20 protein-coding genes and 1 tRNA gene are annotated in these 19,770 nt (G+C 35.2%); 16 read left to right on the forward strand and 5 right to left on the reverse strand.

The features are described 5' to 3' along the window. Positions 1-119: 119 nt before the first annotated feature. The 9 genes from glcT (at position 120) to QQS35_RS08510 (ending at position 9,109) form a co-directional block, all read left to right on the forward strand. On the forward strand, positions 120-962 hold the full coding sequence (glcT, locus tag QQS35_RS08470; protein ID WP_285931533.1) for a glucose PTS transporter transcription antiterminator GlcT: 843 nt from the start codon (positions 120-122) through the stop codon (positions 960-962). 171 nt (positions 963-1,133) lie between these two features. Next, positions 1,134-3,074 (forward strand): glucose-specific PTS transporter subunit IIBC, encoded by a 1,941-nt coding sequence (gene ptsG, locus QQS35_RS08475; RefSeq protein WP_285931534.1) that lies wholly within the window; start codon positions 1,134-1,136, stop codon positions 3,072-3,074. A gap of 862 nt (positions 3,075-3,936) precedes the next feature. Continuing rightward, positions 3,937-5,520, forward strand: coding sequence for a putative polysaccharide biosynthesis protein (locus tag QQS35_RS08480; RefSeq protein ID WP_285931535.1), 1,584 nt, complete (start codon positions 3,937-3,939; stop codon positions 5,518-5,520). Between the two features lie 4 nt (positions 5,521-5,524). Continuing rightward, positions 5,525-6,985: a bifunctional methyltransferase/pyrophosphohydrolase YabN gene (gene yabN / locus QQS35_RS08485; protein WP_285931536.1), complete on the forward strand. Its 1,461-nt coding sequence runs from the start codon at positions 5,525-5,527 to the stop codon at positions 6,983-6,985. Between the two features lie 22 nt (positions 6,986-7,007). Beyond that, positions 7,008-7,265 carry an RNA-binding S4 domain-containing protein gene (locus QQS35_RS08490; RefSeq protein WP_285931537.1) on the forward strand — a complete coding sequence of 86 codons (258 nt, stop codon included), beginning with the start codon at positions 7,008-7,010 and terminating at the stop codon, positions 7,263-7,265. Positions 7,266-7,339: 74 nt separating this feature from the next. Then, positions 7,340-7,639 (forward strand): sporulation protein YabP, encoded by a 300-nt coding sequence (gene yabP, locus QQS35_RS08495; RefSeq protein ID WP_285931539.1) that lies wholly within the window; start codon positions 7,340-7,342, stop codon positions 7,637-7,639. Continuing rightward, complete coding sequence (yabQ, locus tag QQS35_RS08500) at positions 7,636-8,226, forward strand: spore cortex biosynthesis protein YabQ (protein ID WP_285931540.1); 591 nt, start codon at positions 7,636-7,638, stop codon at positions 8,224-8,226. Before yabP ends, yabQ begins: the two co-directional genes overlap by 4 nt. A gap of 17 nt (positions 8,227-8,243) precedes the next feature. Further along, positions 8,244-8,624, forward strand: coding sequence for an FtsB family cell division protein (locus tag QQS35_RS08505; RefSeq protein WP_285931542.1), 381 nt, complete (start codon positions 8,244-8,246; stop codon positions 8,622-8,624). A gap of 77 nt (positions 8,625-8,701) precedes the next feature. After that, entirely contained in the window at positions 8,702-9,109 is a 408-nt protein-coding gene (locus QQS35_RS08510) for a S1 domain-containing RNA-binding protein (RefSeq protein ID WP_285931543.1), read from the forward strand. Between the two features lie 98 nt (positions 9,110-9,207). Here QQS35_RS08510 and QQS35_RS08515 read toward each other — a convergent pair whose 3' ends face one another. The 4 genes from QQS35_RS08515 to QQS35_RS08530 all read right to left on the reverse strand — a co-directional run bounded on the left by QQS35_RS08515 (position 9,208) and on the right by QQS35_RS08530 (position 13,217). Then, a complete protein-coding gene (locus QQS35_RS08515) occupies positions 9,208-10,188 on the reverse strand; it encodes a polyprenyl synthetase family protein (RefSeq protein WP_285931544.1) in 981 nt (326 codons plus the stop codon). A 22-nt stretch (positions 10,189-10,210) separates the two neighbouring features. Continuing rightward, positions 10,211-10,744: a Gx transporter family protein gene (locus tag QQS35_RS08520; protein WP_285931545.1), complete on the reverse strand. Its 534-nt coding sequence runs from the start codon at positions 10,742-10,744 to the stop codon at positions 10,211-10,213. A gap of 37 nt (positions 10,745-10,781) precedes the next feature. Next, positions 10,782-11,198 carry a NusG domain II-containing protein gene (locus QQS35_RS08525; RefSeq protein ID WP_285931546.1) on the reverse strand — a complete coding sequence of 139 codons (417 nt, stop codon included), beginning with the start codon at positions 11,196-11,198 and terminating at the stop codon, positions 10,782-10,784. Positions 11,199-11,288: 90 nt separating this feature from the next. Then, positions 11,289-13,217, reverse strand: a complete 1,929-nt coding sequence (locus QQS35_RS08530; protein ID WP_285931547.1) for an FAD-dependent oxidoreductase — start codon at positions 13,215-13,217, stop codon at positions 11,289-11,291. A gap of 517 nt (positions 13,218-13,734) precedes the next feature. Between QQS35_RS08530 and QQS35_RS08535 the strand changes: the two genes are divergently transcribed. The 5 genes from QQS35_RS08535 to QQS35_RS08555 are packed head-to-tail and all read left to right on the forward strand — an operon-like array spanning position 13,735 to position 18,232. After that, the gene (locus QQS35_RS08535; RefSeq protein ID WP_285931575.1) at positions 13,735-14,784 is read left to right on the forward strand and encodes an FAD:protein FMN transferase; all 1,050 of its coding nucleotides are present in this window, start codon (positions 13,735-13,737) and stop codon (positions 14,782-14,784) included. A gap of 25 nt (positions 14,785-14,809) precedes the next feature. Beyond that, positions 14,810-15,748, forward strand: a complete 939-nt coding sequence (gene menA, locus QQS35_RS08540) for a 1,4-dihydroxy-2-naphthoate polyprenyltransferase (protein WP_285931548.1) — start codon at positions 14,810-14,812, stop codon at positions 15,746-15,748. A 17-nt stretch (positions 15,749-15,765) separates the two neighbouring features. Continuing rightward, positions 15,766-16,593: an energy-coupling factor transporter ATPase gene (locus tag QQS35_RS08545; RefSeq protein ID WP_285931549.1), complete on the forward strand. Its 828-nt coding sequence runs from the start codon at positions 15,766-15,768 to the stop codon at positions 16,591-16,593. After that, positions 16,569-17,426 carry an energy-coupling factor transporter ATPase gene (locus tag QQS35_RS08550; protein WP_285931577.1) on the forward strand — a complete coding sequence of 286 codons (858 nt, stop codon included), beginning with the start codon at positions 16,569-16,571 and terminating at the stop codon, positions 17,424-17,426. The genes QQS35_RS08545 and QQS35_RS08550 overlap by 25 nt, the downstream gene beginning before the upstream one ends. Continuing rightward, the gene (locus tag QQS35_RS08555; protein WP_285931551.1) at positions 17,423-18,232 is read left to right on the forward strand and encodes an energy-coupling factor transporter transmembrane component T family protein; all 810 of its coding nucleotides are present in this window, start codon (positions 17,423-17,425) and stop codon (positions 18,230-18,232) included. The genes QQS35_RS08550 and QQS35_RS08555 overlap by 4 nt, the downstream gene beginning before the upstream one ends. Before the next feature lie 59 nt (positions 18,233-18,291). Here QQS35_RS08555 and QQS35_RS08560 read toward each other — a convergent pair. Then, positions 18,292-18,365, reverse strand: a tRNA-Met gene (locus QQS35_RS08560). A 126-nt stretch (positions 18,366-18,491) separates the two neighbouring features. Between QQS35_RS08560 and QQS35_RS08565 the strand changes: the two genes are divergently transcribed. Beyond that, positions 18,492-19,061 (forward strand): histidine phosphatase family protein, encoded by a 570-nt coding sequence (locus tag QQS35_RS08565; protein ID WP_285931552.1) that lies wholly within the window; start codon positions 18,492-18,494, stop codon positions 19,059-19,061. Between the two features lie 15 nt (positions 19,062-19,076). Beyond that, complete coding sequence (locus tag QQS35_RS08570) at positions 19,077-19,691, forward strand: NUDIX hydrolase (RefSeq protein ID WP_285931553.1); 615 nt, start codon at positions 19,077-19,079, stop codon at positions 19,689-19,691. The last annotated feature ends 79 nt before the right edge of the window (positions 19,692-19,770 follow it).

Consider the following 19,770-nt stretch of genomic DNA (forward strand, 5'->3'; position numbering starts at 1 on the left):
GCAGAGGTTATAGCCTTTTAAACCAGCTTATTATTTTTTATTCTTGTAAAATTGAACGTTTCCATATACGATTGTTGTTATAATATAGGTTTCACAAGCGTATAGGCTGGAGGATTGTTATGGAACAAGAGCTCATCGTGCAAAAAGCACTTAATAATAATGTTATTATTGCAGAGCATCCAATTTATAAAGAAGTTGTATTAATTGGAAAGGGTATCGGATTTAATCGTAAATTCGGGGACAAAGTCACCTTTGATAAAGCAGATAAAACATTTTTATTAAAAGATAAACAAGAAAAAGAGCAGTATGTTAATTTGATGTCTTATATAGATAAAGATTTAATTGACTTTTTAAATGATATTTTAATTTTCATTGAAGATCGAATGGAACAATCACTAAATGAACATATACACGTCGCTTTAACAGATCATTTATCATTCGCAATTAATAGGGTGACTAAAAAGGTTCAGTTCTCAAATCCCTTTTTATTTGAAATTGAATCTTTATACCCTAAAGAATACCAAATAGCAAAAGAAGTAGTTGAAAAAGTTAAGGCAAAAACTGGTCTGGATTTCCCGGAAGGTGAGATAGGTTTTATTGCTTTACATATTCATAGTGCTGTGACAGATAAATCAATTAACGATATTAATCGTCATCATAAGTTAATTTCTAAAATGGTAAACGTTATTGAAGAAAATTTAAAAGTAGATATTAAAAAAAATGATGTAAATTATAATAGATTAATTCAGCACCTACATCGTGCAATTGATCGGGCCCACCACGGTGAGAAATTAGGAGAACAAAAAAGTTTAGCAGACATGTTGAAATTAACATATCCTTTATGTTACAATCTTTCATGGAAGTTGATTAAAGTGATGCAAAAGCAATTAAATAAGCCTGTAGATGAAACGGAAGCGCTCTATTTAACCATTCATTTGCAGCGATTAACCAATAAAATTTAATTACGTGTTACTGACTCGATCAGGCATGAGTAAAAAAAGCTTTTTAGGTTAGCATATGGGTAAGTACCATATGTTACTTAGAAATCTTTTTATACTCATGTCTTTTTTTGGTTTTTTTGATTGCATAAGACATTCACTTAATCACTTAAATAATATTTAGGAGGAAATAATATGTTTAAGAATTTATTCGGTTTACTGCAACGTATTGGTCGCGCATTAATGCTACCAGTATCCGTATTACCAGCAGCCGGACTATTACTCGGTCTAGGACATGAAAATGTTTTTGATATTGCTGTAATGGCGCAAGCTGGTGGAATTATATTTGATAATTTACCATTGCTGTTTGCAATTGGTGTTGCAATTGGTTTATCTGATGGAGATGGTGTAGCCGGTTTAGCATCTGTTATCGGTTTCCTAACAATGAATGTAACGCTTGGTATTATGGCGGAAACATTTGGGGCAGACACGGTTGAAATGTTAGGTATAACCACCTTACAAATGGGTGTGTTTGGCGGTATCATTATGGGTATTGTTGCATCCGTCTTGTATAAACGGTTTTATAACATTGAGTTACCACAATTTTTAGGATTCTTTGCCGGAAAACGGTTCGTTCCAATTATTACAGCGGCAACTGGTGTGCTACTAGGTATGATTTTCGTTTTTGTTTGGCCACCAATTCAAAATGTAATTGATTGGTTCTCTGTACTAGCTACAGAAACAGGTTCAACAGTAGCGGCATTTATTTTCGGTTTTGTACAACGTGCGTTGATTCCGTTTGGATTGCACCACATTTTTTATCAACCATTCTGGTATGAGTTTGGTACATTTGTTAACGATGCAGGTGAAACCGTACGTGGTGATATGACGCGTTACTTTGAAGGGGACCCTGAAGCTGGTACATTTATGGCTGGTTTATTCCCATTCATGTTATTCGGTTTACCAGCAGCAGCACTTGCTATTTATCATGAAGCAAAACCTAAAAATAAAGCAAAAGTTGCAGGTATCATGGCTTCAGCTGCACTTACATCTTTTTTAACTGGTATTACAGAACCTATTGAATTTGCGTTTCTATTTGTAGCGCCAGCACTATTCATAATTCACTGTTTCTTTGCAGGTCTATCATTCGTAGCAATGGACTTGTTAAATGTTAAAGCAGGTTTCACATTCTCAGGTGGTTTCATTGACTATATTTTATATTGGGGATTATCAACTAATGCATGGATGGTTATTCCAGTTGGTATCGTATTCGCATTTCTTTATTACTTCGGTTTCCGGTTTGCAATTAGAAGATGGAACTTAATGACACCAGGTCGTGAAGAAGATGAAGAAGACGAAGAGGGCGGATCAGAAATAAAAGGTGATCTTCCTTATGAAGTATTAGAAAGTTTAGGTGGACAAGAAAATATTACACATCTTGACGCTTGTATTACAAGACTACGTGTCTCTGTAAATGACAAAGGCTCTGTAGATAAGAAACGCCTTAAGAAATTAGGTGCTTCAGGTGTAATGGAAGTTGGTAACAACATTCAAGCAATCTTCGGTCCGAAATCTGATACGTTAAAAGGACAAATCAGAGATATTATTGATGGTAAAGCACCACGTAAAGCAGAAGAAAAAAGTAAAGATGCAAATGATGCAGAAGCACCAATTTTTAATGGTCCAGTTGACTTTACTAGTCCAATGAAAGGTGAAGTTGTATCAATCGAAGAAGTTCCAGACCAAGTCTTTTCACAAAAAATGATGGGTGATGGTTTTGCGATTAAACCAGATGGTGGAAATGTTGTGTCACCTGTTAATGGTAAAATCTTAAATATATTCCCTACCATGCACGCAATTGGTATCCAAGCTGAAGATGGAATGGAGATTCTAATTCATATTGGTATCGATACAGTCAAGCTAAAGGGTGAAGGATTTACTGCGAAGGTTGAGGAAGGCGATGAAATTAAACAAGGTCAGGTATTAATGGAAGTAGATCTAGATTATATTTCAGCGAACGCACCTTCAACAGTGACTCCGGTCATTTTTACTAATTTACGTGAAGGGCAAACTGTAGAAGTAAAAGCAACAAGTAAAGTAAATGAAAATGATAAAAATATAATAGAAATTAAGTAATGAAAAAACCGCTAGTGCAGATTGCTGCATTAGCGGTTTTTTTAACATCTGATTCCAGTGCGATAGTTACCTCAGATGTTAATCAAGTCTGAAACCGATTCATTAAAAAAAGCTATACTCTAAAATTATGTTGTTTATGACAGATAAAATATAAAGTGCGCACTAACTGTTATGTTGATTTCCTCCATAGTTCGTTAGATTAGTGATTCGTCCAACACTTCGGAAATACACTACGCTTTCCGTGGGCTCGAGCTGAGCCTCCTCGATAGCAAGTGTTTTATGGTGGGCCGAGTAATCGCAGGCCCAAAGAACACTTCCTTACTCTGTGGAGTCTCAGCATCATCACTTTCCCACAGGATAAGGAAAGTTTCTTAGAACAACATCGCACGCAGAAAATCGGTTTGTATTTTCAAGGAGTCTCCGTGTATTTTCTACGTTAGGATAGTGTTGTTCATAGAATTCAATTATGCATTTCATGAAGTTTAATGCTCGAAAAGCTATAAAAACATTTAAATCACTAATGTAAAATTTATTATCACAATTAGTGAAGACAGAATACATAGACTCCTACGGGAACAGCGCGAGCTGAAGATCCACTCAGAAGCGATTTTCTTCTGAGTTAGCTGAAGCCGTGCCCGTGGAAAGCGGAGTATTCTGCCGGAACGAAGTATTACAACTCGGGTCACCATTGCAACAGAATTTTACAAATGTAAAGAATACTTAGTGCGCACTTTACATCAAGTTCGACGGGTGTAAAGTAACAATGTTAAAAAAAGCCTATAAAAAAGCTTGCAGGCAAGTACTTCCATATTTATGATATAATTTTAAAGATTGTAGAAAGTTACTAGAAAGGCGTTACATTATGGAAAATGGGCAAACAAAACAGATTTATAAAGGTGCTTTATTATTAACTTTAACTGGATTATTAAGTAAAGTACTTAGTGCGGGATATCGGATTCCACTTCAAAATATAACAGGTGATATTGGTTTTTATATTTATCAACAAATTTATCCGGTTTTAGGAATAGCGATGATGTTATCTTTATATGGATTTCCTACTGCTATTTCTAAATTGGTAGCTGAGCACAAAGAAGAAGGAAACGAACCATCTCTTCCTTCCTTTTACTTACCTATTTTTTGTTTGCTAATTTCTATAAACACAATACTGTTTGTAGGTTTATTCATTTATTCTGATAAAATTGCGGGATGGATGGGTGATATTCATTTATCTAAATCAATACGAATGTCCGCATATATCTTTTTAATCATCCCCTTTACGTCGATTATAAGAGGGGTATTTCAAGGCAATAATAATATGGTACCAACTGCAATTTCACAAGTAATAGAACAAGTAGTAAGAGTAAGTATTATTCTATTCACAGCAATTTTACTTATTCAACAAGGGGAAAACCTATATGAAATAGGGTCTGGGGCTGCTTTAGGGTCGATTTTTGGTGCAGTTATTACATTTATTTCATTATTGTTTTTTTGGATAAAAAGTAAGCCAATTGGAAGTAGGTCTTATCCATTCAAATGGCTAACCTATTTTCGTGTAGTTATTATTTATGGAATTTGTATTAGCGTTAATCACATGCTGTTACTACTCATGCAATTTTCCGATGCATTTACACTAGTACCTAATTTAGTTAACGCTGGTGCGACTTTAGCTGAGGCAAAGCAATGGAAAGGTATCCTAGATAGAGGACAACCTTTGATACAACTTGGTACAGTGCTGGGTTCATCCCTAGCGTTAGCATTGATTCCACAGGTAACAAAAAATAGATTAAAGCTTTATCCAGAAGTTTTTAAAGCTCATATTCAAAGTGCTTTTAAGATTAGTTTCTATTTATCGATTGCGGCAACAGTAGGACTTGTGATTATTTTTCCATATGTTAACATCTTGTTGTTTCGGGATGATAACGGTAGTTTTGCACTTCGTTTATTGGCCTGTACAATTATTTTTACTTCCCTAGTCATTACTATAGCATCGGTTCTGCAAGGACTAGGATATGTATATCGTACTGCAGTGTTTATTCTTTTAGGAGTTTGTGCAAAAAGCATACTTAACTATATGCTAATTCCTCTTTACGGAATTGAAGGTAGTGCGCTCGCTACACTGATGAGCGTTTTATTCGTACTTTTTCTAAACATATCTCAATTAAAAAAAATTCTTCCCAATACTAGATTATTGATTATACCATGGCGAGCATTCAGTACCGCCCTTAGCTTTATGGTTATCTTTTTAATAATAATGAACCAGTTCTTTTTTGAAATATTTCAAATAACCTCCCGACTGGATTATTTAGGTTATGTTCTACTTGTATCCATTTTAGGGGCCCTAAGTTATATTATTATTCTTGTTAAACTTAAGGGGTTTACTAACGAGGAGTTACAAGGTCTCCCTTTTGGAGAATTACTTATTGAAGCTATGCAAAGGAGGAAATAAACAAATGAATACGAACACCAAAATAGAAGTCTTAGGATTAGGAGCGGGTGATATTAATCAATTATCAGTAGGAATTTACCGCAAATTAATCCAATATCAAGGAGAAATCCATGTGCGGACGATGGATCACCCTGTGATACGTTCTCTCCAAATGGAAAATGTCCATTTCACTAGCTATGATTCCGTTTATGAACAGAATGATCAGTTTGAACAAGTATATAAAGAAATCGTTGAGCAGGTAATTGATAGGGCCAAAGAAAAAGGCTCAATAATTTATGCGGTACCAGGCCATCCGATGCTAGCAGAAAAAACAGTTCAACTATTATTAGAACAAGAGGAATTGGATGTTGAAATAATCGGCGGACAGAGCTATTTAGATGATTTATTTACCGCATTGAAAATTGATCCAATCGAAGGTTTTCAATTTATAGATGCAACTTCATTTAAAAGAAACCAATTAGAATATAGACAACATATTATTTTTTGCCAGGTCTATGATGGATTTGTTGCTTCGGAGGTGAAATTAGCATTGTTAGAGGATTTACCCCCAGAACACCCAATAACAATTGTAGAGGCTGTTGGGAGTAATCAATCGGCGGTTACTACAATTCCTTTAGTAGAGCTAGATCAATCGGCAAAACTAAGTAATCTTACAAGTGTGTATGTTCCGCCAGTACCTGCTAATAAGTTAAATCATCAATTTTTCCGTTTACAAGAAGTAATTAGTCAATTGCGTGGTCCAAATGGTTGTCCATGGGATAAAGAACAGACCCATGAATCATTACGTACATATCTTATTGAAGAAGCATATGAATTTATTGAAGCTGTTAATCAAGAAGATGATGAGGGAATGATTGAGGAAATTGGTGATGTTCTCTTACAGGTTATGCTACATAGTCAAATAGGAGAAGATGAAGGTTTTTTTACCATTGATGACGTAATAGTAACAATTACGAATAAAATGATTCGCAGACATCCTCATGTCTTTAGTGACAATACACATGTAGATGATGCTGAAGAGGTAGTTGCGAATTGGGATCAGATTAAACGCGAGGAAAAAGGAAATAAAGAACAATCACTCTTAGACAATATTCCTGCAGAACTTCCTCAATTATTAATTGCAGAAGAACTACAGAAAAAAGCTGCTAAAGTTGGCTTCGATTGGGATGATTCTCAACCGATGTGGGAAAAAGTGTTTGAGGAAATCAATGAGGTAAAACACGCCGTAGAACTGGGTGCTGATAAAGAAATAGAACGAGAGCTTGGAGATTTACTATTTGCTATTGTAAACCTATCAAGATATTATAAAGTCAATCCAGAACTTGCATTATTGTCTACAAATCAAAAATTCAAATCAAGATTTCAATATATTGAGAATAAAATAAAAGAACAAGGTTTAACGATGGCTGATCAAACACTTAATCAATTAGATATTTATTGGAATGAAGCCAAAGAAAAAGAATAGGAAAAGGAGAGAATCAAAACCTATGCGACTAGATAAATTTTTGAAGATTTCTAGATTAATCAAAAGGCGTACACTAGCTAAAGAGGTAGCAGATCAAGGAAGAATCACTATTAATGGCAATCAGGCTAAAGCATCAACGAATGTTGCTGTTGGTGACACATTAAGCATTCAATTTGGTCAAAAACTATTAACTATACAAGTAGAATCCTTACGAGAAACAGTAAAAAAAGATGAAGCAGCAAACTTGTATAGTGTGAAAAAAGAAGAAGAAGTAAAATAACGTTAAAGTTATGTTCTTGTTCTAAACTTGTCCCTTCCTTCATAAATTGGTAACGATAAAGGGAGGGCTGTACAATGAATTATTATGAAAGAAATACTGCACCAAGTCCACAGGTGGATCACCATATAAGAATGAACAATAGACGCAACTTAGAAATAAGTGGAGTTAAAGAAGTAGATAGTTTTGATAACGAAGAATTCTTATTACAAACGGTTATGGGATATTTAATTGTCAGAGGAGAAAACCTTCAAATGAAGAACCTCGATGTAGAAGAAGGAAACGTCACGATAAAAGGTAAAATTTACGAGCTTTCTTACTTAGATGAACAACATGGGGAGAAAGCTAAAGGTTTCTTTAGCAAGCTGTTTAAATGACATTAACAACCCAATTCCTGACGATTCTTGTAATGATTGCAGGCGGGGTATATTTGGGGGCTGCAATTGAAACATTTCGTAGGTTTGAAGTGCATTGGAAACAACATAAGATTTATGCTTATTCGATTGAAATCGGATTCTGGCTTTTACAAACATTAATTTTATTTTATTTATTGTATGTAGTTAATCAAGGAGAACTCAGATTTTATATTTTGCTCGCTATGCTATGCGGCTACGCAATGTATAAAAGTGTATTTGAAAACATCTATAAGCGTTTATTAGAAAGAGTTATCAAAATAAGTATTTCTATTTATTACTTTTTTTATCGTTTAGTACATGCTTTAATTGTGCGTCCAATAAAAGGCTTGATCATGTTTGCTATTGCTGTATTGCTTTGGATTTGGGGAATTGTACTTTGGATAGTTATATTGCTTTTTAAAATAATAGGCTATCCAATAAAACTCATCTTAGTACTGTTATGGCGCTTAATTCCGCAAAAAGTTAAAAAATACTTAAGTCAATTAGCAGGATTATTTCTAAAAATAAAGAATATTATAAGTAAGTGGTGGAAAAAACATCAAAAATAGAAGGAGGTAGTAGGCCGGTGACGCGAAAACAACGAAAAATCGCAAAAATTGATTCAACCTATATGAAGCAATATGATGCGCATGTAGAGAGACAAAAAAAGAAGAAAAAGCGTTTACACCGCCGTCTTGTGCTATTTTCAATCGTAGTAATGATAACCTTGGGCACAATAACCACCTATCATTTAAAACAACGAATGCTTCATGCACAGAAAGAAGAACAACAGGTACAGTTAGAAGAAAAGCTGGCTTCCCTTAAGAAAGAAGAAAAAGATTTATCGCAGGAAGTCGAACTCTTGAATGATGAGGAATATGTGCTACAAATCGCAAAAACAAATTACTTTTTCTCAAAAGAAGGAGAAGTAATATTTAAACTTCCTGAAGAAGACTTGTCTTATTGACACACTTTTTAATACTTCTATATACTATATAAAAAGGAGATCTTTTTTTCAAAATTCTAAGGAGGAGCATTTTTTTTATGTCAATCGAAGCAGGCAGCAAGTTGCAGGGTAAGGTAACCGGTATTACTAATTTCGGCGCATTTGTTGAGTTACCAGGTGGTTCAACAGGGTTGGTTCATATTAGTGAAGTTGCTGATAACTATGTTAAAGACATTAATGAACATTTAACAGTAGGCGATGAGATTACTGTTAAAGTAATTAATGTTGAGAAAGATGGAAAGATTGGATTGTCTATTAAGAAGGCAAAAGATAATCCAAATTCCGGGCGTCGTAAAAGTAATAACAATCCCAAAGTATCCCGCGATCGAACAGAAACGTTTGAAGCTAAAATGAATCGGTTTTTAAAAGATTCTGAAGATCGACTAGCTTCATTAAAGAAGAATACGGAATCCAAACGTGGAGGTCGAGGTGCTAAGAAGGGATAATTTGCTGTCTAGCGAGAGATTAATAAAAAGTAAATGTCCAAATTTATATAAAACAAGAAAACTGATACTTATAATGGTATCAGTTTTCTATTCTAATCTTAATTAATTCTCTCTAGTAACTTCATAGTTAATTCTTTTAATGATTCCCGATATGTGCCTTTTGGCATTCTGTTAATTTGCACGATGGCTTTTTTTGTGTACTTTCTAGCTAAATCCTGTGCTTTTTCTACGCCTTTATAAGTATTAATAAGTTCCATTAGGGTTTGCATGTCACTTTCTGTTAGTGCATCTTTTTTTTCTAGTAGAGGTTGAAATGCTTTTGGGTTTTCTTGCATTGCATAAATAAGTGGTAAATTATAAATACCTTGTCTAATATCGGCCATGATCGGTTTGCCTAATGCTTGGCTATTCCCTCTATAATCTAATATATCATCCATGATTTGAAACGCCATCCCGATGTGGTGCCCCATGTTCCATGCATTCATTGCTAAACGTCGAGGTGCCTCACTCTCAATTGCACCTGAGTAACAACTAACGGCAAACAATTGTGCTGTCTTACCTGAAACACGAGATAAATAGTTTTTCACGGAAACGTTAGATTTATAACGTGAATTTAATTGATCCAGCTCCCCACTTAATATTTTTTCCATTCCTCTAGCATTAAACTCTAAATGCGCTAAAGAAGTAGCATGACGTGAAAGTATTGTAAAACAAACACAAAAGAGATAGTCACCTGAATAAATGGCAAACTTATTATCTTTTTTCGTATGAATAGTGGGGATACCATGACGTATGTTAGCTTCATCAATGACATCATCATGAACCAATGTTGCCATATGCAGTGTTTCGATAGCAGCTGCGACAGCAATTGATTTTTCTTTATCTTTTTTTGGACCAATTTGAGAGCATAATAGTGAATAGGCAGGCCTGAGTAGCTTTCCTCCAGAATGAACCAATTCTTTTATTGTCAATTCGACTGTCTTATCGCGAACTCTAATATGTGATTCTATTAAACTAAGTACACTTGTTAAATCAGTTTTCAACTCAGGATAGGCATTCCACATTTGATGTACACGCATAGTCAAAACCTCTTTCTTTCTTTTATTTTTCCAATTCACGTAAATCTTTATAGTAATGTAGTTTTTCTACATGTATAAGTAAGTAATTAGCAACAATTCCAATCGCTATTCCAGATAATATCCCAACAAATGAGAGAACTGGTAAATAGAGAAGCACCGTCCACGTTTGCGCGATCCAACTTGCTATAGCCAGTTGGCCAACATTGTGCAGGATTGCTCCAGTTGTACTAACGCCGATTAAACTAACTCTTTTTGGCCCTAATTTCTTCACGGTCCACATCCCAAAAAAACTTACTATTGCACCAGAAGTACTGTACATAAATGATGATATTGTACCGCCTAACAAGGTTGCTAGTAGAAGACGGATTGCAATTACTTTCAATGTGTCTTTTGTTGAAAGTGTATATAGTGCCATAATAGTCATAATGTTTGCCAATCCTAATTTCGCTCCAGGTGCAATGGCAAAGGGAAAAGGTATGGCACGTTCTAATAAACTTATAATCACTGCTTGAGAAGCTAATAATGCAATATATACAAGACGTTGATTTTTTGTCATACGCTTCAACTTCCAATCCCCGAAGTAGAATTCTCTCTTAAGAACTAATAATTAAATCATCTGATTTTCCATCAACAGTTTGTATTTCAATTACTAGCTTATGTGGTAAGCAAACGATAGTTTTACCAGGTTTAGATATAAAACTAGTTAATACACAAACTTGATCTGGGCAATCTGCTGCTTTAATACGAATTCGATTACCACTAACTTCAATTGTGTTTGTATCACCATTTGGTTGGGTAATATCAAAAATATCATGCTGTTGATTACCTGTTAGTTCTACTCGTTTAACTTCTTTATTATCAACGGAAATAACAGCAACCGATTTTGTATTAGTTGAAGTTTCACCAACGTGTTGATAGCTGAAAATAGCTAAGGGCAAAAAAGAAAGAAGAATGAGTGAGATAATTAGAATTACATCCCAACGTTTAATTATACGAAAGTAAGTTCTCATGTCTTTGCTCCCCTTCACTACTTTAAGTAGATAAGTAATTCGAGGATATGCGAAAGGTGTTAAGCCTCTCGCGTATGCCTCAAGTATTACTTAATCGAAATCCTTCGTTTGAGATTTTTGTGAACGAATGGTTGGTGAAAGCTTTTCGTTATCTCTGTAAATGGCGCGTTCTTTGCCGTACCAAAAATCCCCTGCTTTTTGTTGTAAATAAGGAACAACCCAGTAATCCAAACCAATAGATCTTCCAGAACCATTCATGAGTGCTATGGATGCTGGTAATGCCCAAACTTTATCCCATCCAAGCATTGCTGATAGAGTAAACATCGCTAGGAATCCTGCACTTGCAGCACTTGCAAGCCAAGTAAATAAACCACCTAAGATAGCCAAACCAATTCCTAATTCTACAAATACCATAAATTTTTGCATAAACACTGCCATTTCAGGCGTTGGAAGTACAATCTCCATAAACCATTGGAATATACCAGGCATTTTACTTAGAATGGGTGTTGCCCACTCAGAAGCACCTTCTGTCGCTGCCTCACTAGCTCCACTTGTTGTTTCTTGTAGCCATTCAAACGGCATTCTTACCGTCGATCCGACTAACCAAGAATCTTCACCCAGACCCTTAAATAATAACTTTACATTTGAGAAACTTGAAGTTGCTTCATCCCAAGTAGATTTACCCCAAATTTTCGTGCCAGCTTCTACTAACCAGAAACCCCCTACGAAAATGCGAAGTGGTAAACTCCAAAGTACGTTACCATAACGTGTTGAAAAATTACGGAAAATATTTCGTTTGTCTTTTGTATGGAAAAATTCATGCATCACATATTGGAACATATAATAGCCACTTCGAATACCGAAGAAATAATACAAGTTAACCATGTGTTTCATAAAGTTAGCGAACCATCCACTTAAATGAATTCCACTTAAATTTGCTACACCATACCTAGCACCAATAGAAACCATCACACCGTGGTATTTTCCGTTATACGCTTCTTTCTCCCCGCCGCTGATATCCGCTATAATACTCTTTGCAGCTGTCATACCAGTTTGTTCTGCAGCCTCGACAATTTGTGGCGTTGGTTTTCCTGGTTCTTCTTCGTAATAAGCTAAATCACCAATGACATATACATCTTCAAAGTCTGCGGATTCCATATATTCATTAACGTTTAAACGACCAGATCGACCTGCAGACATTCCATAGTCTTTTGTATCTGAGTTTGCTTTAACACCAGCTGTCCAAATTAATGTATGTGTTGGTATTTCTTCACCAGATTTTAATAGGACAGAGTCGGATTTCACTTCAACAATTGGTGCGTTTTTAAGAATTTTTATACCTTTTCTCACCATATATGCTTCCGCTTTGTCCGCATCTTTTCTGTCAAGCATGTTTAAAATTGTTGGTGCAGCTTCAACTACATATAATGAAATTTCTTCGCTATCTAGCTTATTGTCCTTAGCTAAACGATTTTTCCATTCCATAAGTTCACCGACCATTTCAATGCCGGTAAATCCAGAACCACAAACAGTAAATGTAAGCATTGCGCGACGTGTAGCCTCATCGTGAACGTTAGCAGCAAGTTGAACGGTTTTCTCAATGTGTTCACGTAACTTTACTGCATCTTCCCATGACCATAATGTAAAGGCGTGCTCACCAACACCTGGTGTTCCGAAGTCATTTGGCTCTCCACCCATACCTAAAATTAGGTAATCATAGGGAAAGGAACCATGTTCTGTTGTGACACACTTTTTAGTATGATCTACGTGTTTCACATTATCGGTTACTAGGTTTACCTTTGTGCGATTGAAAAGGCGACGTAAGTCAAATTGTATTGCATCAGGTTCTACACGGTGTGCAGCCACTTCATGTAGCTCTGTCATCATTGTGTGATAAGAATGACGATCAATTAAGGTAATGGAAACAGATGAATCTTTTTTATACTTTTTTGCAAGTTTTTTAGCTGCGTGAACTCCAGCATATCCAGCACCTATAATGACAATATTTTTATTTGTCATTTTCTTTCACTCCTTTTTAGTTTCAAAAGTTGCTTAAATTGTGAAGTATTGAACAATGTTATTGTAACGTGCGTTTAAAAACGTGTCTAGAGTTTTCAAAGATTATATATAAATAATTAGTGAAAGTGTTCACGAAATATTAACAAACTATATAAGACTATAAAGTTCAAAAACTATTCACAAGTTATAGGACAACTATAGAACGCAGTATTTATGAAGGATTGTTAATACAATAGGTTTAAAAAGTTGAGAATGTGATGGAAAAGTGCATAGACAGAAAATAAGCACAATGTTATACTGACGGTGATTAAATTATGTGAAAACATTCACAATATAAATAAATATAGAAACAAATTTAATCTAATCAAATTTCATAATATCAATTTTGTCATCACCTACAACAATATGTTGGATAAAACCACTTCCAAACTATATATTGCCGAAGGTGACTTAATAAGGTAATTGTGAAAATGACTCAGTCATAAAAAAATTTCCTAAGAGAAAGGTTATGGATGAAATGAAGAAAAAAAGACTTATATGGATATGGTGCGTGGTTGGAATCCTCTTGGTATCGGGTTGTGGGAATACGCTACAAGGGAAAGAAGAAAAGGTGTTAAAAACGCCTTTTAAAGAAACTGCGTTTTTAATGGGGACAGTTGTTACAGTAAAGATTTACGATAAAGAAAAAGAATCTGTTTTAAAACCTGTCTTTAAGCGAATACATGACTTAGCTAATCAGATAAATGCGGAAGAAAGTGAATCTGAGATTGATAAGGTGAACGAAAAAGCAGGGGTTGAACCCGTGGAAGTATCAAGCGATATATATAATCTTGTGAAGGCAGGAAAACAGCATAGTACAAAATCTAATGGGTCTTTTGATATAACTATTGGTCCATTAACGTCACTATGGCACATAGGGTATGAGGATGCGCGTAAGCCAGAGCAATCAGAAATTGATGACGTTCTACCTCTAATAGATTATGAGAAAGTTGAATTAATTGATCAGGAACAAACAGTATTTTTAAAAGAAAAAGGGATGAGATTAGATTTAGGAGCAATCGCAAAAGGATTTATAGCTGATGAAGTTGTAGAAGTTTTAAAAGAAAATGGCGTGACAACAGCAATTATTGATTTAGGCGGAAATATTTATGTGATGGGAAATAATCCATCTGGAGAAGCCTGGAATGTTGGTATACAAGATCCATTCTCTGCACGAGGAGAAATTGTTGGTAAGGTCAGACAGTCTAATAGATCAGTTGTCACTTCTGGAATCTATGAACGTTTTTTAGAAGTAGATGGTATCAAGTACCATCATCTTTTAAATCCGGGTGATGGATACCCATTTATGAATGATCTTGCTGGTGTATCTATCATTAGTGAACAATCTATTGATGGAGATGCTCTATCAACAACTGTTTTTTCGAAAGGGCTTGTAGATGGATTAGAATATCTTGAAAATATAAGCGGTGTGGAAGCTATTTTTATCAGTACAGATAAAAAAGTATATACCACATCAGGATTACAAGATTTTGAATTAACGAATGAAGCATTTGAAATGGGAGAGTAATATTTTCTAAAGGAGGTAGGGGGCAATGTCTTTTCGTGCATTTTTAAAATTAGTTGAAATTCAGACGAAGATAGCAAGTGTGTTTCCATTTTTAATTGGTGGATTATTTGTTTATTTTCGGTATGACACGTTTAAACCAATTCATACGTTAATATTCTTTTTTTCGATGCTATTATTTGATTTGACTACAACGGCAATAAATAACTATATGGATTTTAACAAGGCGAAGAGTCAGGAATATCGTAAAGAAAGAAATGTAATTGGTCAAGAACAGATACCAGAGCGTTTGGTTGTGGTGACTATTTTATCTTTGCTAGTAGTTGCAACAGGGCTGGGTATTTGGCTGGTATTCTTAACTGACCTTCTGGTTCTCTTGATTGGTATGGTTTGTTTTGGTATTGGTATATTTTATACCTTTGGTCCAATCCCTTTATCGCGTATGCCTCTCGGTGAAGTATTTTCTGGGGCAACAATGGGTTTTGGTATCATATTCTTAATGGTTTATGTCAATGGGTTCGATCAAGGGATTGCTCAATTCACCTTGGATGGAAGAATGATAAGTTTTCAAGCCGATGTTATGTTACTACTTGAGATTCTATTAATTTCTTTGCCGTGTGTTTTCACAATTGCTAATTTAATGTTAGCAAATAATATTTGTGATCTAGATGATGATATCGCTAATCACCGTTATACCTTGCCCTTTTATTTAGGTAGACGCTATGCTGTTATATTATTCGATAGCCTCTATGTAGCATCATTCATTGCAATAGTTGTAGCTATCTGGTTGCAGCTATTACCGATGGTTATGTTGCTTTCATTATTTGTAGCTATTCCTGTATATAAACATGTACGCAAGTTTAATAGAAAGCAAGTGAAGGCAGAGACGTTCGTTGTAGCAGTCAAAAATTTAGTATTGGTTAATGGTTCAATCGTTTTGACGTTGGCAATTTCATTCTTAATATAGGTGGGGAGGGCAACATGATGTCGACAACAGTAGTGGAAGTAGAAAACCTTTCCTTTAGGTATGATAAACGGTTAAAAGAAAATATATTATCTAACATTTCTATGACTGTAGACCAAGGTGAATGGCTAGCGGTAATTGGACCTAACGGATCAGGGAAATCCACTTTAGCTCAATTACTTGTAGGGTTAATAGAAGCTGACTCTGGAAAGATACGTATTAAAAACACTGTAATGGATGATACATCTAAATGGAAGGTTAGACGTCACATTGGTATTGTATTTCAAAATCCAGAGAATCAATTTATTGGAACAACTGTTCAAGATGATGTTGCTTTTTCACTGGAAAATTTAAATATGCCTTACGATGAGATGAAGTTTAGGGTAGATCAAGCATTAGATTTGGTTGGTATGTCTTCATTACGTCATCATGACCCATCTCAATTATCCGGTGGTCAAAAACAAAGAGTGGCAATTGCAGGCATATTAGCATTAAAGCCATCTATACTCGTGCTCGATGAAGCTTTGGTAATGCTGGATCCCAAAAGTCGGCGTGAGTTACTTACTGTATTACAGAATTTAAAAAGAAAAGAAAATATCTCTATCCTATCGATTACACATGATATGAATGAGGCGGCACTAGCGGATCGAATTATTTTGTTAGAGTCGGGTAAGGTTAAAAATTGTGGTACGTCAGAGCAATTATTCGTTGCAGAACCCGATTTGGAACCGCCCTTCCCGGAGCTACTAAGACGTGAACTTTTAAAAAGAAATCGAAATATTCCAAATGAGTATATGACTGAAGAAGAGATGGTGAATTGGCTATGCAAATCTCGTTTGACAGTGTAACTGCAGATTATCAAATAGGCCCTATTCGCAGTCCGCGTGTTTTAGATTCCATTGATCTTTTGTTGCCGGCTGGATCTTTTACAGCCGTTATTGGACATACAGGTTCTGGTAAATCAAGCTTATTAAAAGCAATGAATGGTCTTATTATTCCTTATGATGGAAAAGTAACTATTGGTCAAACTACAATTAAAGCGGGGAAAAATAAAAAAGCATTAAGAGCTATACGTCAGAAAGTAGGTATGGTTTTTCAATTTCCTGAGTCACAATTATTTGCGGAAACTGTCGAGAAGGATATTTGCTTTGGTCCACTTAACTTTGGTGTTTCATTAGTAGAGGCAAAGTCGATAGCGCGTGTTGTGTTAAAACAAGTTGGATTAGAACCCAGTATACTTTCTAAATCGCCTTTATCTTTATCCGGAGGACAAAAAAGGCGCGTGGCCATTGCAGGTATATTAGCGATGCAACCTGATATATTAGTTTTGGATGAACCAGGTGCAGGTCTTGATCCAATTGGAAAGAGAGAAATACTTCAAATGATAACAGCCTGGCATAAAGAGAAAAAATTAACTACAGTAATCGTAACACATGATATGGATGATGTTGCACTCTATGCAGATGATGTGGTTGTGATGGAACACGGACAGGTTGTTAAACATGATAAGGTTAGATCCTTCTTTACTGACGTCAATCAATTAAATGAATGGCATGTGGATGTACCCCAGGCTAGGTCGTTACAATTACAAATTGAGCAGGAAACAGGGATAAAGTTACCTGGAGTTTGTTTGACTTTGCCGGAATTAGCAGATGCATTAATAGAGGTGGGGATTGTATGAATAAACTAATTTTAGGAAGATATTTTCCTGGTGATTCTTGGATTCATCGTTTGGATCCCCGTGCAAAGTTGGTAGCAGCAATATATTTTATTTTTGTGTTGTTTCTAGCAAACAATTGGCAAACCTATGTATTTCTATGGTTATTTACTACAGCCGTTATCCTTTTATCAAATATTTCGATTCGAACGTATTTAAGAGGTGTAAGACCATTAATTTGGTTGATTTTATTTACAGTCTTTTTACAAGTTTTATTTACTGCTGGAGGAGAAATATATGTGGATTTGGGACCAATTACGATATCAAAATTTGGATTAATAAATGGTTTTTATATATTTTGCCGATTCATCATGATTATATTTATTTCTACAGTTGTCACCTTAACTACGAAACCAATTGATTTAACAGATGGTATGAATGCTTTATTACGGCCATTAAGGAAACTGAAAGTACCTGTTGATGAGTTATCATTAATGCTGTCGATTTCTTTACGTTTTATTCCGAATTTATTAGATGAAACACAAAAAGTCATGGATGCACAACGAGCAAGAGGAACTGAGTTTGGTGAAGGGTCACTAGTTAAACAAATGAAAACATTAGTTCCAATTTTTTTGCCGTTATTTGTTAGTTCACTAAATCGTGCAGAGGACATGGCTAATGTTATGGAGGTGCGTGGATATCAATCCGATGTCAAGAGGTCCACGTTTAGACAATTAAGTTGGCAGCAAAAAGACACAATTAGTCTGCTGGTAATGGCAATGTTAACAGTAGCACTGCTGGTATTACGATCAAATGGATTTGGACATTAAGAATAAAAGATATAAAAAAACGATTTCTCAATAAAGAGAAATCGTTTTTAAAAGAAAGATAGCGGCGGAGGGGATCGAACCCACGACCTCACGGGTATGAACCGTACGCTCTCGCCAGCTGAGCTACGCCGCCATGAATAAGAGTCACAACTGATATAATACAATAGCATATATAATGTGTCAACTGATTTAAATAATGTCAGAAATATTGAAATTTTATCATGTTAGCTCGATAATGAAATGGATGGGAGTGAATGAGATGATATGTTTAATTAGGCATGGAGAAACGGAATGGAATCATTTGGGTAAAATTCAAGGTAAAACGGATATACCTTTAAATGAAACAGGAAAGAAGCAAGCAAAAGCATGTAGAGATCATCTTGAAGGTTCGGACTGGGATTTAATAATATCAAGCCCACTGCAAAGAGCAAAACAAACTGCAGAAATTATTAATGAAAAACTTAACTTACCTTTAATTGAGATGGAAATATTCCAGGAAAGATCATTTGGTGATGCGGAAGGGTTAACGTTACAAGTGAGACAGGAGTTATATCCTAATGGTGAATACCCAGGTATGGAATCAAAGGTATCTCTCACGGACCGAGTAATGAATGGAATGGAGGAAGTTATAGCTACTTACCCAAATCAAAAAATACTGCTTGTGGCTCACGGAGCTGTAATTAATGAAATTTTATCGGTAATGTCAGATGGTGAGATTGGAACGAGTAAGACAACCCTTTTAAATGCATGTATAAGTAATGTTCAATTTATTGAAAACAAATGGAAAATACATAACTATAATCAAACAGAACACTTAGGAAACCTTTAATTAGGGGGAGATTATTTGAAAGAGCAGCTGGATATTTTTGATGAATCAATGAATCATTTTGGGTCTGCACCTCGCGGGGAAGTTCATAAAAAGGGTCTGTGGCATCAAACCTTTCACTGTTGGATAATTTTAGAACATGATAATGAAAGGTTTATCCTCTTTCAATTAAGGAGCGCGGATAAGGACACTTTTCCAAATCTACTAGATATATCAGCAGCTGGTCACCTTTTAAAAGATGAATCAAAAAAAGATGGTATAAGAGAGGTCAAAGAGGAACTGGGTATTGATGTTCTTTTAGAGGATTTAACTGAAATAGGAATAATTAAAGAAAAGTTAATAGGTGAAAATTTTTTAGACTATGAGCATTGTCATGTTTTTATTGGTTTAAGAAATGAGTTGTTAAATGATTTCGTCATACAAGTCGATGAATTAGCTGGTTTAGTAGAAATAAACGTAGCTGACTTTTCTAACCTCATCAAAGGAAATGTTAAACAGATTTTTGCTAAAGGATTTAAGGTAGTAAATCATGAAAAATATGCAGTTACATTCCAGATAAATAAAGCAGCATTTGTACCTCACCATGATGCCTACTACGATAAGGTGTGTAGAGCTGCGAATGAAATAAGCTAACAAAAGGACACGCAATGCGTGTCCTTTTATTGTCTAGAAAATTATAAAGTTTTCTAAAGTGGATAACATGCAGAAGTAA

It is taken from the genome of Aquibacillus rhizosphaerae, from assembly GCF_030282825.1.
Taxonomy (GTDB): domain Bacteria; phylum Bacillota; class Bacilli; order Bacillales; family Amphibacillaceae; genus Aquibacillus_C; species Aquibacillus_C rhizosphaerae.

Excerpts from the sequence above, each read along its gene's own strand:
- QQS35_RS08550 (WP_285931577.1), top strand. The coding sequence starts at position 16,569 with ATGCAAATCTCGTTTGACAGTGTAACTGCAGATTATCAAATAGGCCCT.
- QQS35_RS08555 (WP_285931551.1), top strand. The coding sequence starts at position 17,423 with ATGAATAAACTAATTTTAGGAAGATATTTTCCTGGTGATTCTTGGATT.
- menA (WP_285931548.1), top strand. The coding sequence starts at position 14,810 with ATGTCTTTTCGTGCATTTTTAAAATTAGTTGAAATTCAGACGAAGATA.
- QQS35_RS08480 (WP_285931535.1), top strand. The coding sequence starts at position 3,937 with ATGGAAAATGGGCAAACAAAACAGATTTATAAAGGTGCTTTATTATTA.
- QQS35_RS08545 (WP_285931549.1), top strand. The coding sequence starts at position 15,766 with ATGTCGACAACAGTAGTGGAAGTAGAAAACCTTTCCTTTAGGTATGAT.
- QQS35_RS08565 (WP_285931552.1), top strand. The coding sequence starts at position 18,492 with ATGATATGTTTAATTAGGCATGGAGAAACGGAATGGAATCATTTGGGT.
- QQS35_RS08490 (WP_285931537.1), top strand. The coding sequence starts at position 7,008 with ATGCGACTAGATAAATTTTTGAAGATTTCTAGATTAATCAAAAGGCGT.
- yabN (WP_285931536.1), top strand. The coding sequence starts at position 5,525 with ATGAATACGAACACCAAAATAGAAGTCTTAGGATTAGGAGCGGGTGAT.
- QQS35_RS08535 (WP_285931575.1), top strand. The coding sequence starts at position 13,735 with ATGAAGAAAAAAAGACTTATATGGATATGGTGCGTGGTTGGAATCCTC.
- QQS35_RS08510 (WP_285931543.1), top strand. The coding sequence starts at position 8,702 with ATGTCAATCGAAGCAGGCAGCAAGTTGCAGGGTAAGGTAACCGGTATT.
- glcT (WP_285931533.1), top strand. The coding sequence starts at position 120 with ATGGAACAAGAGCTCATCGTGCAAAAAGCACTTAATAATAATGTTATT.
- ptsG (WP_285931534.1), top strand. The coding sequence starts at position 1,134 with ATGTTTAAGAATTTATTCGGTTTACTGCAACGTATTGGTCGCGCATTA.
- QQS35_RS08520 (WP_285931545.1), bottom strand. The coding sequence starts at position 10,744 with ATGACAAAAAATCAACGTCTTGTATATATTGCATTATTAGCTTCTCAA.
- QQS35_RS08530 (WP_285931547.1), bottom strand. The coding sequence starts at position 13,217 with ATGACAAATAAAAATATTGTCATTATAGGTGCTGGATATGCTGGAGTT.
- yabP (WP_285931539.1), top strand. The coding sequence starts at position 7,340 with ATGAATTATTATGAAAGAAATACTGCACCAAGTCCACAGGTGGATCAC.
- yabQ (WP_285931540.1), top strand. The coding sequence starts at position 7,636 with ATGACATTAACAACCCAATTCCTGACGATTCTTGTAATGATTGCAGGC.
- QQS35_RS08525 (WP_285931546.1), bottom strand. The coding sequence starts at position 11,198 with ATGAGAACTTACTTTCGTATAATTAAACGTTGGGATGTAATTCTAATT.
- QQS35_RS08515 (WP_285931544.1), bottom strand. The coding sequence starts at position 10,188 with ATGCGTGTACATCAAATGTGGAATGCCTATCCTGAGTTGAAAACTGAT.